Annotated in this window: 15 protein-coding genes; 11 read left to right on the forward strand and 4 right to left on the reverse strand. The window is 72.4% G+C overall.

Features of this window, described 5'->3' with window-relative positions; genetic code table 11:
• Positions 1–5: 5 nt before the first annotated feature.
• The gene (locus VNG13_12020) at positions 6–953 is read right to left on the reverse strand and encodes an alpha/beta fold hydrolase (protein HVA61241.1); all 948 of its coding nucleotides are present in this window, start codon (positions 951–953) and stop codon (positions 6–8) included.
• Positions 954–1,048: 95 nt separating this feature from the next.
• The gene (locus VNG13_12025; GenBank protein HVA61242.1) at positions 1,049–2,437 is read right to left on the reverse strand and encodes a carboxyl transferase domain-containing protein; all 1,389 of its coding nucleotides are present in this window, start codon (positions 2,435–2,437) and stop codon (positions 1,049–1,051) included.
• Between the two features lie 76 nt (positions 2,438–2,513).
• Between VNG13_12025 and VNG13_12030 the strand changes: the two genes are divergently transcribed.
• Positions 2,514–2,921 carry a cobalamin B12-binding domain-containing protein gene (locus VNG13_12030; GenBank protein HVA61243.1) on the forward strand — a complete coding sequence of 136 codons (408 nt, stop codon included), beginning with the start codon at positions 2,514–2,516 and terminating at the stop codon, positions 2,919–2,921.
• On the opposite strand, the gene VNG13_12035 is transcribed toward VNG13_12030, so the two are convergent.
• Positions 2,890–4,968: a CocE/NonD family hydrolase gene (locus tag VNG13_12035; protein ID HVA61244.1), complete on the reverse strand. Its 2,079-nt coding sequence runs from the start codon at positions 4,966–4,968 to the stop codon at positions 2,890–2,892. The genes VNG13_12030 and VNG13_12035 overlap by 32 nt on opposite strands.
• Before the next feature lie 158 nt (positions 4,969–5,126).
• Between VNG13_12035 and sucC the strand changes: the two genes are divergently transcribed.
• Genes sucC through VNG13_12065 form a run of 6 tightly spaced genes read left to right on the forward strand, consistent with a single transcriptional unit; the run spans position 5,127 to position 11,582 of the window.
• The gene (gene sucC, locus VNG13_12040; protein ID HVA61245.1) at positions 5,127–6,299 is read left to right on the forward strand and encodes an ADP-forming succinate--CoA ligase subunit beta; all 1,173 of its coding nucleotides are present in this window, start codon (positions 5,127–5,129) and stop codon (positions 6,297–6,299) included.
• Positions 6,300–6,328: 29 nt separating this feature from the next.
• Positions 6,329–7,204: a succinate--CoA ligase subunit alpha gene (gene sucD / locus VNG13_12045; GenBank protein HVA61246.1), complete on the forward strand. Its 876-nt coding sequence runs from the start codon at positions 6,329–6,331 to the stop codon at positions 7,202–7,204.
• 52 nt (positions 7,205–7,256) lie between these two features.
• Positions 7,257–8,468: a DUF6350 family protein gene (locus VNG13_12050; protein HVA61247.1), complete on the forward strand. Its 1,212-nt coding sequence runs from the start codon at positions 7,257–7,259 to the stop codon at positions 8,466–8,468.
• A 13-nt stretch (positions 8,469–8,481) separates the two neighbouring features.
• A complete protein-coding gene (purN, locus tag VNG13_12055) occupies positions 8,482–9,081 on the forward strand; it encodes a phosphoribosylglycinamide formyltransferase (GenBank protein HVA61248.1) in 600 nt (199 codons plus the stop codon).
• 19 nt (positions 9,082–9,100) lie between these two features.
• Positions 9,101–10,636, forward strand: a complete 1,536-nt coding sequence (gene purH, locus VNG13_12060) for a bifunctional phosphoribosylaminoimidazolecarboxamide formyltransferase/IMP cyclohydrolase (protein ID HVA61249.1) — start codon at positions 9,101–9,103, stop codon at positions 10,634–10,636.
• Between the two features lie 31 nt (positions 10,637–10,667).
• Positions 10,668–11,582, forward strand: a complete 915-nt coding sequence (locus tag VNG13_12065) for a bifunctional methylenetetrahydrofolate dehydrogenase/methenyltetrahydrofolate cyclohydrolase (protein ID HVA61250.1) — start codon at positions 10,668–10,670, stop codon at positions 11,580–11,582.
• Here VNG13_12065 and VNG13_12070 read toward each other — a convergent pair.
• Positions 11,570–12,178 (reverse strand): FHA domain-containing protein, encoded by a 609-nt coding sequence (locus VNG13_12070; GenBank protein ID HVA61251.1) that lies wholly within the window; start codon positions 12,176–12,178, stop codon positions 11,570–11,572. The two genes, VNG13_12065 and VNG13_12070, sit on opposite strands and share 13 nt — an antisense overlap.
• Positions 12,179–12,353: 175 nt before the next feature.
• Here VNG13_12070 and VNG13_12075 point away from each other — a divergent pair, with 175 nt between their 5' ends.
• Genes VNG13_12075 through VNG13_12090 form a run of 4 tightly spaced genes read left to right on the forward strand, consistent with a single transcriptional unit; the run spans position 12,354 to position 15,390 of the window.
• Positions 12,354–13,478, forward strand: coding sequence for a citrate/2-methylcitrate synthase (locus VNG13_12075; protein ID HVA61252.1), 1,125 nt, complete (start codon positions 12,354–12,356; stop codon positions 13,476–13,478).
• A complete protein-coding gene (locus VNG13_12080) occupies positions 13,475–13,918 on the forward strand; it encodes an ACT domain-containing protein (protein ID HVA61253.1) in 444 nt (147 codons plus the stop codon). The genes VNG13_12075 and VNG13_12080 overlap by 4 nt, the downstream gene beginning before the upstream one ends.
• Positions 13,915–14,241 carry a DUF3017 domain-containing protein gene (locus VNG13_12085; protein ID HVA61254.1) on the forward strand — a complete coding sequence of 109 codons (327 nt, stop codon included), beginning with the start codon at positions 13,915–13,917 and terminating at the stop codon, positions 14,239–14,241. The genes VNG13_12080 and VNG13_12085 overlap by 4 nt, the downstream gene beginning before the upstream one ends.
• 51 nt (positions 14,242–14,292) lie before the next feature.
• Complete coding sequence (locus VNG13_12090; GenBank protein HVA61255.1) at positions 14,293–15,390, forward strand: isocitrate/isopropylmalate dehydrogenase family protein; 1,098 nt, start codon at positions 14,293–14,295, stop codon at positions 15,388–15,390.
• Positions 15,391–15,412: the final 22 nt, after the last annotated feature.

Raw genomic sequence — 15,412 nt, forward strand, 5'->3', positions numbered from 1 at the left:
GCGGGTCAGCCGGCGGAGTCGGCCCGCCGGGCCGGGCGGGTGAGCCGACGCAGCCGGGACGGTCCCGGCGTCGGGCTGCTCGAGATGTTCGTCACCCCGGCGGTGCGCAGGCCGCCGTCGGAGTCGAGGTGGGCCAGCGTGCTGCAGATCTCGTGGATCACCTGACGGTGGATCGGCATCGACAGGTGGCCGACGCCGCGAACGAAGATGTTCCGCGCGGCGAGATCGGGATGATCGATCCGCGCCGAGTGCTTCGGCAGGATGACCCCGTCGAGGTCGGTCCAGAACGCCACGAAACGGGTCCGGCAGCCCGGCGCGGGCTCGGCGAGCTCCGCGATCACGTCGCTGTCCGGGCGCAGCTGGCGGAGGAGCCGGCCGGGGGCCAGCCGGGCCAGCTGGGTGCCGGCGTGCGGGGACCCGAGGGTGACCACGGTGTGTACCCGTTCGTCGCCACCGAGGCGTTGCACGTAGTAGCGCGCGATCAGGCCGCCGAGCGAGTGGCCGATGACGTGGATCCGTTCATGCCCGCTGTCCACCGCGAGCTGCTCGACCTCGGCCGCCAGGCGCCGGGCCGCCGACCTGATGTCGTGCGTGAACACCTGGTAGTTCAGGGTTCGCACCCGGCCGAAGCCGCGTCGGCTCAAGCCGCGTTGGAGCAGGGTGAACACCGACCGGTTGTCCATGATCCCGTGGATCAGCAGGATCGGGGTCCCGGCCGCCTCGACGTCGCCGAGCAGCAGTCCCCGCTGCACCGGGGGCAGCCCGGCCAGCGTGTACAGGTCGCTTCGGGTCGCCTCGCTGGCTCGCTCCCGGGCCACGCCGAGCGGGTAGGTCGCCAGGTGCGCGGCGGTCCAGGCGAACTCGACTGCGGTGCCGCGGATGCCGGTCGGCGAGCACACCGTCCGGATTCCACGGCCGGTGGCCGCGCCGGCGCGCACGAGCACATCCCTCACCGCTGACCTCCACGGCTGGACACTGAACCGGGTCACGCTAGCCGAAGCCGGGTGCCCCGGTGTGCTGACTCGCGCGACCCGACTGGTTTGTGGTGTTACGCCCCCGTCAGGGTTCCGGGCAGCGGCTGCGACCAGCGCCGCTGTCGGCCGGCGAGCCGGTCCGGGCCGGGTTGTCCGGCCAGCCGGTCGAGGATCGCAGCGACGGTCTGGGGCAGCGGGCCGGTCGCCACCGGGCGCCCGAACCCGAGCTGGCGCAAGGCAGCGGGGGTCAGCCCGGCGGCGTCGGCCGCCGCGGCGGGGTCCAGATGCAGGGCGCTGGCCGCCCCCTCCGGGGCGAGCGCGGTGAAATATCCGGTGTCGGTCACCAGAACCTCGTCGCAGGCGGCGGCGGCCAGCGCGCCGCCGGAGCCACCCTCACCGTGGACCACCGCGAGGGTCGGGGAGCGGCACCCGAGCACTCCGGCGAGCGCCTCGGCGATCCGCGGCGCGATGCCGGCCGCTTCGCTGTCCGCCCCGGGGTCCGCGCCGGGGGTGTCCACGAGGGTCAGCAGCGGCCGGTCGAGCCGGTCCGCGAGCCGCGCCGCCCGGCCGAGCAGCGCGTAGCCGGCCGGGGTAGGGCGGCCCCCCCGGTCGGTGGCGACGGCGACGCCGATCACCGGACGGCCGCCAGCGGTGCGCCCGAGCACCGCCGTCACAGTGGTGTCGGCCCCGGCCAGTTCGACCGTTCCCCCGAGCAGGCGGCGGAGCAGCGCGGCTCCGGCCGGCCGGTTCGCGTCACGGGCGTGCCGGACCTGCGCCCAGCCGCCGCGGGCCGGCGGGTCGTGGTCGGCAGGGGGCGCTCCGGCCGGCCCGGTGCCGGGTGCGAGCGCGTCGAGCGCCCGGGTCAGCCAGCCGGCCACCTGATCTCCGGAACAGACGGCGTCCAGCAGGCCCGCCCGGTGCGCGGCCTCGGCGGTGTGGCTGCCGGCCGGGGGGATCTCGCCGGTGAGGGCCTCGGTGACCCGGGGTCCGGAGAAACCCACGGTCGCGCCCGCGACGCCGATCCGCAGGTCCGCCGCCGACACCACCGCGATCCACACCCCGCCGGTCGTCGGGTGGTCGGCGACGGACAGGTGCGGCACCCGCGCGGCAGCCAGCCGCTCGAGCGCGAGCGCCGCCCGCGGGATGCCCACCAGGGCGGCCATCCCCTCCTGCAGCCGGGTGCCGCCGCTGCGGGCGACGCTGACCAGTGGGAGTCCCCCGTCCGCCGCCAGCGCGCAGGCCGAGCCGAACCCGGTGGCGTCAGCCTCGCCGAAGCTCCCGCCGAGCACCTCGAAGTCGAAGCTCACCGCGACGATCGGGTGGCCGCCGAGCTCGCCGGGGCCCCAGCTCAGCGCCGCCCGCGGACGGTAGCCGGGCCAGCCAATCGGGTTGCGGTCGCCTGGGTCGGCCGCGCTCAGGGCCACGCCGGCGAGCAGCCCGGTGCGCCAGTCACCGTCCGGCATGGTGCAGCACCTCCCTCGTCGGACCGGGGCGGCTACTCTGCCAAAAGACGGCCCGGGGCGAGAAGGTGGTGGCGAGTTGGCAAAGGCACCGATCAGAGTCGTCATCGCCAAGCCCGGGCTCGACGGCCACGACCGGGGCGCGAAGGTGGTCGCCCGGGCGCTGCGCGACGCCGGGATGGAGGTCATCTACACCGGCCTGCATCAGACCCCCGAGCAGATCGTCGAGACCGCGATCCAGGAAGACGCCGACTGCGTCGGCCTTTCGGTGCTTTCCGGCGCGCACATGACCCTCTTCCGTCGGGTCCTCGACCTGATGCAGGAGCGCTCCGCGCAGGACATCGTGATCTTCGGTGGCGGCATCATCCCGGACGCCGACATCCCGGAGCTCAAGCAGATGGGGGTCGCCGAGATCTTCACCCCCGGGACACCGACTCAGGACATCGTGGAGTGGATCACGCGCCGGGTCGCGGTCGCCACCGCCTGATCGCCACCAGCCCGGTGACGGTCAGCCCTACCGCGCACCCGGGGAGTAGCGGGCTGCCGCCGGTGTTCGGCAGCTGCGGTCCGCTCACTGCCGTGGTTGCCCTGCTCGCCGCCAGTTCCGCGTTGGTCGGTGTCACGGCCGCCCGGGTGTTCACCGGCAGCGTGAACCAGGAATAGTCCTTCGGGATCTCGGCCAGCAGGTTCTCGTTCGGCGTCGCAGTCGGGGTGCCCGGGGGGGCGCCGTAGTAGACGGTGATGTCGTCCGGGGTCTGGGTGGCTGCGCCCACGTCGGAAGTCTGGTCGCTCGCGGCGAGGGTGAATCGCACCGCGTGCCCGGCCGGGAAAAGGTGCGCGAAGCCGAGCAGGTTGATGTTGACGAATCGCGCGAGGGCGCTGTTCGGGATCCGGACCGGAGCGATCAGGCGTTTGATCAGCGTCGCCGTCCCGTCCGGGGCGACGTCGAAAACCTTGCCGAAGAAGATCAGGTCCTGCCCGTCGGCATGGCTGAGCAGCAGGTGCGCGGTCGGGACGCCGACCGACACGACCGGTGAGCTGAACGGGCTGGACGTGAAGCTCACCGCGGTTCCGGCCGCGTCGGAGGGGGTCATGGCCGCGCTGCCCCCGCCGGAGGAGCCCGGCCCGGTGAAGTTCGAAGTCTCCGAGTACGACGTCGCCGGGCCGGCGACCCGCACGAACGACGTACTCCCGCTGGCCAACGCCAGCCCGGCCGGGAGCAGCTGGCCTCCGGCGTCGAGCCCCCAGGTGTAGCTCGATTCGGCCGGGAACGACGACGCGGTGCCGTACTGCCCGGTGTCCGGGCCGGAGCCGCTGTAGGGAACCCAGTCGCGGTAGTAGGCGAAGTTCGGGCCGGTGCTCACCGCCTCGCCCTTGAGGTAGCGGTCGAACCAGGCCAACGAGCGCAGCGGCAGGTAGCACTGGTCGAGTCCGGAGTCGCCGCCGCCGTACACGTCGCATTCACCGGGCTGGGAGTTGTACCCTCCGTGACCCCCGTAGTTCCAGATCAGCGACACCGGGACGCCATTGCGCTTCAGTGCCAGGTAGGTGGCCAGCGCGTCGTCTTCGTTGAAGAGGGTGTCCGACTCGCCCTGCATGAGCAGGGTGGGGACCCGGAGCGCGTTGATGTCGGTTTCGGCGGAGGACATGGCCAGCAGCGACACCGCGCTCGCCGGTGCCGTGCCCGTCGTCGCGATCTCGTCGTAGGCCGTGCAGAGCACGTCGGGATACCCGGTGCAGCCGGCGAGCACACCCGGGTCCGCGGCCGGCTTGTCGCTGACGCAGTTGCCGTTGGCTCCCCCGCTGAACGCCGGGTTCGACGGGGACCGGGTTCCGTAACCGTTCCCGTCGACGTAGAACAGGGACGTCCACTCGGCCTTGAACACCCCCAGCTCGGTCAGCTGGTGGCTGAACCCCGTCGGGTCTCCGGGCACCACCCAGTTGTCGGGGTAGAGCGCGTACTGAAGGGAGTTCCAGGTCCGACCCGGATCGATCGCCCGGACCCGCCGGTCATGCTCGGCGACGTTGAGGGTGATCCCGCCCCCATAGGAGCCGCCGATCAGGCCGACGATCGGCCCACGCGCGTCGTGCGCGACGTCGGCCTTGTCCGGCCCGTTCTGGAGAATGTCGGTGATCAGCGCCATCGAGTCTTTGACGTCGTAGTCCGTGGAGTCGAGTTCGATGCAGCCGCTGGAGTTGCCGAAACCCTGACCGGTGTAGGCGAGGACGACGTAGCCGTGCCGGGCGAAGAAATCCGCGGTCGACGTGATCTCGGAGGCGTCCTTGCTCAACCCGAACCCGTTGGTCATCACGATTGCCGGCTCCGGGTGTGCCGGCGTGGCCGAGTTCGGCAGGTACAGCCGGGTGTCCATCAGCGTGACGTGGCTGTCGGTCGGACCGTCGTGGACGTTCACCACCTCGTCGTGGGTGGTGTACGGCGGCGGTGCGGCGGCGCCGGCGACCGCCAGCGGGCCGGCGGCCAGCGCGGCGGTGGCGGCTGTCGCGGCGATGGCGAACAGTCGGTGCCGCGACACGGATCCTCCTCTGATCTCGATCAGGGCTCCCACTATGGGATACGTCACAGCTGGCGTCGACTCCTGCCGTGCCGGCCCCCGCGAGTTGGCCCGGCCGGGGCTTCCCGAACCGGCGCCGATAACCTCCTGCGAGTCGGACCGACGAGCGAAGGGACGTCGTGGACCTGTTCGAGTACCAGGCCAAGGAGCTGTTCGGTCGGCACGGGGTCCCGGTGCCGGCCGGCCGGATCGCGCGCACCCCGGAGGATGCCCGGACGGTCGCGGCCGAGCTGGGCGGACGGGTCGTCGTGAAGGCCCAGGTGAAGGCCGGCGGCCGGGGCAAGGCCGGCGGGATCAAGCTGGCCGACGGTCCAGAGGAGGCCGCCGCCCGGGCCGGCGAGATCCTCGGCATGGACATCAAGGGCCACACCGTGCTGGCAGTGCTCGTCGAGCAGGCGGGCGACATCGCCGAGGAGTACTACGCATCCTTCCTTCTCGACCGGTCGGCCCGCGGCTACCTCGCGATGTGCTCGCGGGAGGGTGGCGTCGAGATCGAGGAGGTCGCCGCCACCCGACCAGAGGCGTTGATCAGGTTGCCGATCGACCCGCTCCGCGGCATCGACGCGGCCCGCGGGGAACAGATCGCGGAGGCGGCCGGGCTGCCGCGCGCCGCGCGGGCGGCTGCGGCGGACCTGCTGGTGCGGCTGTGGGCCGTCTTCGACACCGAGGACGCCACGCTCGTCGAGGTGAACCCGTTGGTCCTCACCGGCGACGGCCGGGTCGTCGCGCTGGACGGCAAGGTCACGCTCGATGACAACGCCGGCTATCGGCACCCGGAGCACGCCGGTTTCGAGGACAAGTCGGCGGTCGACCCGATCGAGCAGCGGGCCAAGGCGGCCGACCTCAACTACGTCAAACTCGAGGGCACGGTCGGGATCATTGGCAACGGGGCCGGGCTCGTCATGTCCACGCTCGACGTCGTCGCGTACGCCGGCGAGGAGTTCGGCGGGGTCCGGCCGGCGAACTTCCTCGACATCGGGGGTGGCGCCTCCGCCGAGGTGATGGCCACCGGGCTGTCCATCGTGCTGTCCGACCCGTCGGTGCGCAGCGTCTTCGTCAACGTGTTCGGCGGGATCACCGCCTGCGACGAGGTGGCGAACGGCATCGTCGCCGCACTTGGCGCGCTGGCCGCGGCCGGAGATCCGGTCCGCAAACCACTGGTGGTCCGCCTCGACGGCAACAACGCCGAGGAGGGCCGGCGGATCCTCCGCGACGCGGCCCTCGATGTCGTCCACCCGGTCGACACGATGGACGGGGCGGCGCGGCTGGCCGCCGAGCTGGCCGCGGCCTGAGCTTCCCAGACACCGAGACGGACGGAACCATGGCGATCTTCCTCGATCGGTCGAGCCGCATCCTCGTGCAGGGCATCACCGGCGGCGAGGGCCGCAAGCACGCTCGCCGGATGGCCGCGTCCGGGGCGGCGGTGGTCGCGGGGGTCACGCCGGGCAAGGGCGGCCAGGACGTCGACGGCGTGCCGGTCTTCGACACCGTCTCCGAGGCGGTGGCCGAGACCGGGGCCGACGCCTCCGTCGTGTTCGTCCCGCCGCGGTTCACCAAGTCCGCGGTCCTCGAGACGATCGACGCCGGGGTCCCGCTGTGCGTCGTGATCACCGAAGGCGTTCCGGTCCACGACACCACGGCTTTCTGGGCGCACGCGTGCGCGACCGGCAACGCGACCCGGATCATCGGCCCGAACTGCCCGGGCGTGGCGAGCCCCGGGCGCTCGAACGCCGGCATCATCCCGGCCGACATCACCGCGCCCGGGCCGATCGGCCTGGTCTCCAAGTCCGGCACCCTGACCTATCAGCTCATGTACGAGCTGCGGGAGATCGGCTTCTCCACCGCGGTCGGGATCGGCGGCGACCCGGTCGTCGGGACGACGCACATCGACTGCCTACAGGCCTTCGAGGAGGACCCGGACACCGCGGCCATCGTCATGATCGGCGAGATCGGGGGGGACGCGGAGGAGCGCGCGGCCGAGTTCATCCGCGCGCACGTGTCCAAACCGGTGGTCGGCTATATCGCCGGGTTCACCGCACCCGAGGGCAAGACGATGGGGCACGCCGGGGCGATCGTTTCCGGCTCGTCCGGCACCGCCGAGGCGAAGAAGGCGGCGCTGGAAGCGGCCGGAGTGCGGGTCGGGAAGACCCCCTCGGAGACCGCCCGGCTGATGGCCGAGGTGATCGCCGGCGGGTGACCGACGGCGTGGGAGCGGGGCTGGTGGTGCTCCGGCTGCCAGAGTGACCGGTGTGACCGATTTGCTGAGCCGGCCCGGTCGGCCGGCGGTCCGTCGGCCGGCGGCCCGACCTAGGTCGAGGCGTCCGCCCGCGGCCAACCTGCCCGTGCTGGGCCTGGCGCTGGCCGGCTGGGCGGCCGCCCTCGGGCTCACGGCCCCGGTCGTCGTGAGCATGCTCGGCTGGGCGGCAGATCCGCGCTCCGGTTCGCCGCCGGGTGCGCCCCTGCGGCTGGCGGTGGACAGCTGGTTGCTGGCGCACCACGTTGGTCTGCGCGTTGCCGGGGGGCACCTCGGCATCGCCCCGCTGGGACTCACCGCGTTGCTCGTCCTGCTGCTCGTGCGGGTCGGCCGGGTCCTCGCCCGGCTCGGCCGGGTGGCCACCCCGGAGCAGGCAGCCCGGGCGGTCGGGGCGCTCGCCGGGGGCTACGCCGCGCTCGCCTGCGGGCTTGCGCTGGCCGTCCGGTCGCCGGCCGTGGCTCCGGCGGCCGGCCAGGCGTTCCTCGCCGCCGGGTTGATCGCCGCCCTGTCCGGCGGCTACGGCGTGTACCGGGAGGCCGGTGCCCGGGTCTTGCCGCGGCTCGCCTTCCCCGCCTGGGCCGGTCCGATGTTGGCCGGCGGTTTGGCCGGTACCGGCGTCCTCGCCGCTGGCGGGGCGCTGATCGCCGCCGGTTCGGTGCTCGGACATGCCGGCCGCGCGGCGGACCTGGCCGGGGCGCTCCAGCCGGGCGCCGTCGGGGTGGGGGGGTTGAGCCTGCTCTGCCTGGTGTTCTTCCCGAATGCCGCCCTCGCCGCTGCGGCCTACGCGGTCGGACCCGGCTTCGCGGTGGGGGTCGGAACCCGGGTGGCACCGTTCGGTGTGCATCTGGGCGCGGTCCCGGCCCTACCGCTGTTCGCCGGCCTCCCGCAGTCCGGTCCGGCGCCGGCGGGGTCGCTCGCGGCGTTCGTCGTCCCGGTCGCCGCCGGGATCGTCGCCGCCCGGGTCGTCCGGCACCGCTACCCGGGGCCGCTCACGCTGGAGACCGTGGGCGTCGCGATGTCCTCGGGGCTGGTCACCGGGGCGGTCATGGCTCTGCTCGCTGCGCTGGCGGGCGGCCCGGGCCCGGGGTTGCTCGCCGCGCTCGGCCCCTCCCCGTGGCAGCTCGGCCTCGCATCGGCCGGTGAAGTAGGGCTGGCGGCGGCCGCGACCGTCGGCGTACTGGCCGTGTGGCGAGGCCGCAGCGAATAGGCTCCCGGCCACCATGACCCGGCTCGTCGTTCTGGTCTCCGGCGCTGGCACCAACCTGCAGGCGTTGCTCGACGCCGCGGAAATCGACCCGAGGTTCCCGCGCACCGTGGCGGTCGGCGCGGACCGGCCGGACGCGGCCGCACTCGGGCGGGCCGCCCGCCAGGGGATCCCGACCTTTGTCGTGCGGCCCGCCGAGCATCCGGACCGGCCCGCTTGGGACGCGGCGCTGGCCGGCTCGGTCGCATCCCACCGCCCCGACCTCGTCGTCTGCGCGGGTTTCATGCGCATCCTCGGGCCCGCGTTCCTCGCCCGCTTCATGCCGCGGATCGTCAACACCCATCCCGCCCTGCTGCCTGCCTTCCCCGGCAAACACGCTGTCCGCGAGGCCCTCGTTTATGGTGCAAAGGTGACGGGCGCCACCGTGCATCTCGTCGATGCGGGTGTCGACTCCGGCCCGGTGGTGGCCCAGGTCTGCGTCCCGGTGGCGCCGGGCGACGACGAGGCGAGCCTGCACGAGCGGATCAAAGTGGCGGAACGCGCCCTCCTCGTCGACGCGGTGCGCAGCCTCGCGGGAGGATTCAGCGTGGAGGGGCGCAGCGTGCGTTTCCCGTGAGTCCGAGAACGGAGCTGCCGTGACGACCCGCCCGATCCGCCGCGCGCTGGTAAGCGTGTACGACAAGACCGGGTTGATCGAGCTCGGTCGGGCGCTGGCCGACGCCGGTGTCGAGATCGTGTCCACCGGGTCGACCGCCGCTCGGCTGGCCGACGCGGGCGTGCCGGTGACGACCGTCGAGCAGATCACGGCCTTCCCCGAGGTGCTGGATGGGCGGGTGAAGACCCTGCACCCCGGGGTGCACGCCGGGATCCTCGCCGATCTGCGCAACCCGGAGCACGCCAGGCAGATCGACGAACTCGGGATCCAGCCGTTCGACCTTGTCGTCGTTAACCTCTACCCGTTCCGGGAGACCGTTGCCGGCGGCCTCGGTTTCGACGAGTGTGTCGAGATGATCGACATCGGCGGCCCCGCCATGGTCCGGGCGGCCGCGAAGAATCATCCGTCGGTCGCCGTGGTCACCGATCCGGCCGACTACCCGGGCCTCGTCGAAGCCGTCCGGGCCGGTGGCTTCGACCTCGAGGCCAGGCGCGTGCTGGCCGCCGCGGCCTTCGCGCACACCGCCGGATACGACCTCGCCGTCGCCTCCTGGTTCGCCCGTCCGGACGAGTTCCCGCCGTTCCTCGGGCTCGGCTTCGAACGGGCCGGCATGTTGCGCTACGGGGAGAACCCGCATCAGCGGGCCGCCGTCTACATCGACCGCGACGTCCCGGGCGGGTTGGCCGGTGCGGAGCAGCTGCACGGCAAGGCGATGTCGTACAACAACTACGTGGATGCGGATGCGGCCCGGCGGGCCGCCCACGACTTCTCCGCACCCGCGGTCGCCATCGTCAAGCACGCGAACCCGTGCGGGATTGCCGTGGGTGAGGATGCCGCCGATGCCCACCGCAAGGCGCACGCCTGCGATCCGGTCTCCGCGTTCGGTGGCGTCATCGCGGTCAACCGGCCGGTCACGGTCCCCCTCGCCGAGCAGATCGCCGAGGTCTTCACCGAGGTCGTCGTCGCTCCCGCCTATGCCGACGGCGCCCTCGAGGTGCTCTCGCGAAAGCCTTCGATCCGGCTGCTCGTCTGTCCCCCGCCGCGGCAAGCGGGTGCTGAGTACCGGCAGATCTCCGGCGGACTGCTCGCGCAGACCGTCGACCGGATCGACGTCCCCGGGGACGACCCCGCCAAGTGGACGCTGCGGGCCGGACCGCCGGTCGACGACGCCACCCTCGCCGACCTCGGCTTCGCCTGGCGGGCCGTCCGCGCGGTCAAGTCCAACGCCATCCTGCTCGCCTCCGCCGGCGCGACGGTCGGGATCGGCATGGGTCAGGTCAACCGGGTGGATTCGGCCCGGCTCGCGGTTGCCCGGGCCGGGGATCGCGCGCCCGGTGCGGTCGCGGCATCCGACGCCTACTTCCCGTTCGCCGACGGCGTGGAGGTGCTCATCACCGCTGGGGTCCGGGCCGTCGTGCAGCCCGGCGGCTCGATTCGCGACGACGAGGTGATCGCGGCCGCCGAGCGGGGCGGGATCTCGATGTACGTCACCGGGACTCGGCACTTCGCGCACTGACGGCTGCGGCCCGCATGCGAGACTGCCGCGCGTGACCGCAGTCCTTCTCGACGGCAAGGCCACGTCCGCAGCGATCCGGGCGGACTTGCGGGATCGGGTTGCCCGGCTCCGCGAGCGCGGCATGGTTCCCGGGCTGGGCACCGTCCTGGTGGGCGACGACCCGGGCAGCCGCGCCTACGTCGCCGGCAAGCACCGAGACTGCGCCGAGGTGGGGATCGGGTCGCTGCGACGTGACCTGCCGGCCGATGCCGGTCAGGAGGCGGTCCTGGCGGCGGTCCGTGAGCTCAACGCCGACCCGGCGTGCACCGGTTACATCGTTCAGCTGCCGCTGCCCGCCGGCCTGGACGCCGGGCTGGTGCTGGATGCGATGGACCCGGCGAAGGACGCCGACGGTTTGCACCCGGTCAACCTCGGCCGGTTGGTCCTGGGCGAGCCAGGTCCCCTGCCATGTACCGCTCGGGCCTGCGTCGAGTTGCTGCGGACCTTCGGGATTCCCCTCGCCGGGGCGGAGGTGACCATCGTCGGCCGCGGCGTGACCGTCGGCCGGCCGCTCGGTCTGCTGCTCACCCGGCGCAGCGAGAACGCGACCGTCACCCTGTGCCACACCGCGACGAAGGACCTCGCGGCGCACACCCGGTCGGCCGATGTGGTGGTCGTGGCCGCCGGAGTGCCCGGCCTGGTGACCGCCGACATGGTCCGGCCTGGCGCCGCGGTGCTCGACGTGGGGATCACCCGGATCGAACGCGCGGACGGTTCCGCCGGTCTGGTGGGGGACGTGGCGCCGGAGGTCCGCGACGTCGCGGGTTGGCTCGCGCCAATGCCGGGCGGGGTGGGCCCGATGACCCGGGCCATGCTGCTGTCCAACGTCGTCGAGGCGGCGGAGGCGGCGGAGGCGGCGGAGGCGGCGGAGGGCCGGCCCGGCGGAGGTTCGACTCAGCCCACCTGACGCGCGGGCTCCTCGCCCGGTTCCGGCGACGGGCGGACGATGCCCATGGCGATGACCTCGTTGGCGAGGCGGCCGCGGCGATTGGTGCCCTCGCCGATCCGCAGCTTCTGGTAGAGCCGGAGCAGGTGCTGCTTGACCGCGGCCTCGGTGACGACCAGTTCCTCGGCGATTTCCCGGGCGGTGGCCGGGGCGACGAATGCCTCCTGCCGCAGCGCTGGACGGCACAGCGCGGTGATCACGTCCATCTCCCGCCGGGTAAGGTCGGGCGTGCTGACCCGCCCCAACTCCACGGTGGGCTCAGCCGGGCCGGCGTCGCTCTCGAACCGGAGCCGGGCCGCACCGAAGGACAGCACGTCGCCGTTGACCAGCAGCCGGCGACCTACCGGTCGGCCGTTGACCCGGGTGCCGTTCGTCGACAGACCCAGGTCCGAGATGTAGACGTGCGGGCCACGTCGGATCAGCTCCGCGTGCAGCCGGGACACGCTGGGGTCGGTGAGCGCCACGTCGACCCCCCCGCCCCGGCCCACGGAGGTCACCTCGCCGCGAAGTTCGAACCGGTCTCCGGTGTCCTCGGCCCGCAGCAGCGGCGTCGACATCGCGGGGTCACCCTCCCGTCGCGGTCCGTGCCGAAGTGGCTGGACCCTAACCACCGGTTACCCGCCGCGGCCCCGGTCATAACCCGGCACCCGGAACCCGGTGCCGGTCGACGACCATGGCCGGTTCGAGGCGACCCCGGTTAGACTCGCCGTTGGATCAAGGAGGACATCGCGCATGGCCGACAAGTCGTCTCGCGGGCTCGCTGACGTCGTCGCCGCCTCCACGGCCATCTCCGACATCGACGGGCGGGCGGGTCGGCTGTTCTACCGCGGTTACGACATCCATGATCTGGCCGGCCGGATCTCCTTCGAGGAATGCATCCACCTCCTCCAGCGCGGAACGCTGCCTACCCGGGCCGAGCTCGAGCAGCTGATGGCCGAGCTTGCGAGCGGCCGTCAGATCGGCCCCACCGCCGCGCAGTTGATTCCCGAGCTCGCCGGTAAGGCCACCCCGATGGAGGCCCTGCGGACCCTGGTGTCGGCGCTGTCCGTCGACGACCCCGACGACGCGTCGAACGCGCCGGAGGCCAATCAGCGCAAGGCACTCCGGCTGGTCGCTCAAATGCCCGTCCTCGTGGCCCGATACGAGGCGGCCCGGGGGGGACGGGAGGTCCCGCCGCCGGATCCCGCGCTCGGTATCGCCGGGAATTTCCTCCTCCAGGCGCTCGGCGAGCCGCCGGGGGCCGAGGAGGCGGCCGCTCTCGACGAGTGCCTGGTGCTGCACGCCGATCACACGATGAACGCGTCGACCTTTGCCGCCAGGGTGTGCGCCGCGACCCTTTCCGACATGCATTCGGCGATCACGGCCGCGATTGGGACGCTCAAGGGCGCTCTGCACGGCGGGGCCAACGAGCAGGTGATGCGCACCCTGGAGGGGATCGGATCGGTGGACCGGGTCGAGGCCGCGGTCCTCGAGCGCCTCGACGCGGGCGAGAAGATCATGGGTTTCGGCCACCGGGTCTATCGAACCGAGGATCCCCGGGCCACCCACCTGCGCAGACTGTCGCAGCGCCTCGGCGAGCTGGCTGGCGACAGTCGCTTCTACGAGATGTCGATCACGATGGAGAAGGTAGTAATGGAGGCGAAGGGTCTCTATCCGAACGTGGACTTCTTCGCGGCCAGCGTCTATCACGCCCTCGGCATCCCCACCGACCTGTTCACGCCGGTCTTTTCGATTTCCCGGATGTCGGGCTGGACCAGTCATGTCATCGAGCAGCAGCTCGACAACCGGCTGATCCGACCCGACAGCGAGTACGTCGGCGACCGGGACAAGAAGTGGACCCCCATCGAGGATCGGTGAGCAGCACCGGAGACCCGACCGCGACCGCTGGCCGCGATCTCGGGCCCCGGCTCGACCCCGCCCGCCTGGCGGTCGCGCGTTTCGCGGCCGGGTGGTATCCGGCCGGGTCGGTCGCCGGATTCAGTGCGCTCGTTCGCGACGACTCGGGGACGACCCTGGTGTGCAGCGAGGACGGCCTCGAAGCGATCGGCGACTCCTCGCCGGCGATCGCAGTCGAGCCGGGTTGGCGCCGGATCACCTTCGCCGGGCCGTTGCCCGGGGAGCTCGTCGGTCTCCTCGCGGACGTGGCCGGTCGGTTGGCCGGGGCGCAGATCCCGTTCACCTCGATGTCCGGATTCACAACCGACCACGCGCTGGTCCGGGCGGCGCACGCCGATCCCGCCGTTCAGACCCTCCGCGGCGGGCCGCCGCCGGTTCAGCGACCGGGCACGAATCCGTGACCGTCTCGTCGGCCGGCGAGGTGACTGAGGCACCCCCCGCTCCGCGCGCGCCGCGCCGCCGGCTGCCCGACCCGAGCTACCCAGCCGTCGCCGGGATCGTCGTGGGCCTGCTGCTTGCCTGGTTGCACCATCCGCGAATGGGGCTCTATGTCGTCGGGGTGGTGCTCGGCGTCCTCGGCGTTTTGCGACTTGTCCTCCCGGCGCGCGACGCCGGGCTGCTCGTCGTTCGTGGGCGCACGTTCGACGTCGTCGTTCTCCTCCTCCTCGCCGCCGGTGTGGTCCTCATCGCCAGCGTGACCCCGTTCCCTCCACCCGCCTCCTGACCGCTAACCTCGGGGCCGCGGGCCCGCCGCATCCTCGAGGAGTCCGGAGCCATGACGACGCATCGCGTGACCCTCATCCCCGGCGACGGCACCGGCCCCGAGCTGAGTGAGGCCACCAGGCGCGTGCTGGAGGCAGCCGCGGCTACCGCGGGCTCCGGTTTCGATTGGGACGTCCAGCAGGCGGGGGTGGACGTGATGGCGGAGTTCGGAACCCCGCTGCCCGAGCAGACCCTGGAGTCGGTCCGCCGCAACCGGGTGGCGATCAAGGGCCCGATCACCACCCCGATCGGGACCGGGTTCCGCTCGGTGAACGTCGCGCTGCGCGCCGAGCTCGACCTCTACGCCTGCCTGCGGCCGTGCAAGACCTACCCGGGGGTGCGTAGCCGGTTCGACAGCGTCGACGTCGTGATCGTCCGGGAGAACACCGAGGACCTGTACGCGGGAATCGAGTACGCCCACGACACCGCGGAGGCCGACCAGGTCATCGAGTTCCTCAACCGGCTGCAAGCGAAGCAGATCCGGACCCACTCGGGAATCTCGATCAAGCCGATCAGCGAGTTCGGTTCCGAGCGGATCATCCGCTACGCCTTCGACTACGCGCGGGCCAACGGGCGGCGCCGGGTGCACTGCATCACGAAATCGAACATCATGAAGCACACCGACGGGCTGTTCCTCGCGGTGTTCCGGGAGGTCGCCAAGGACTACCCGGACATCGAGCCGTGGGAGAACTTGGTCGACGCCACCTGCATGGGCCTGGTCCAGCGTCCCGAGGAGTGGGATGTGCTCGTGCTGCCGAACCTTTACGGCGACATCCTCTCCGATCTCACCGCTGGCATGGTCGGCGGCCTTGGCGTGGCACCCGGGGGCAACCTCGGAACCGAGGTTGCGGTATTCGAGGCCACCCATGGCAGCGCCCCGAAGTACAAGGGACTGAACCGGGTCAATCCAACCGCGATGATCTTGTCCGGCATGCTCATGCTGCGGCACCTGGGCGAGGCGGAGGCGGGCGACCGGCTCGAGCAGGCCGTCGCCGCGGTCCTCGCCGAGGGCAAAAGCGTCACCTATGACATGAAGCCGGATCGCGACGATCCCAGCGCGGTCGGCACCGCTGAGTACGCCGACGCGATCATCGAGAAGCTGAAGGGCTGAAAGGACGGCGCGGACGATGGCA

The sequence above is a fragment of the Mycobacteriales bacterium genome (assembly GCA_035533475.1).
Taxonomy (GTDB): Bacteria; Actinomycetota; Actinomycetes; order DATLTS01; family DATLTS01; genus DATLTS01.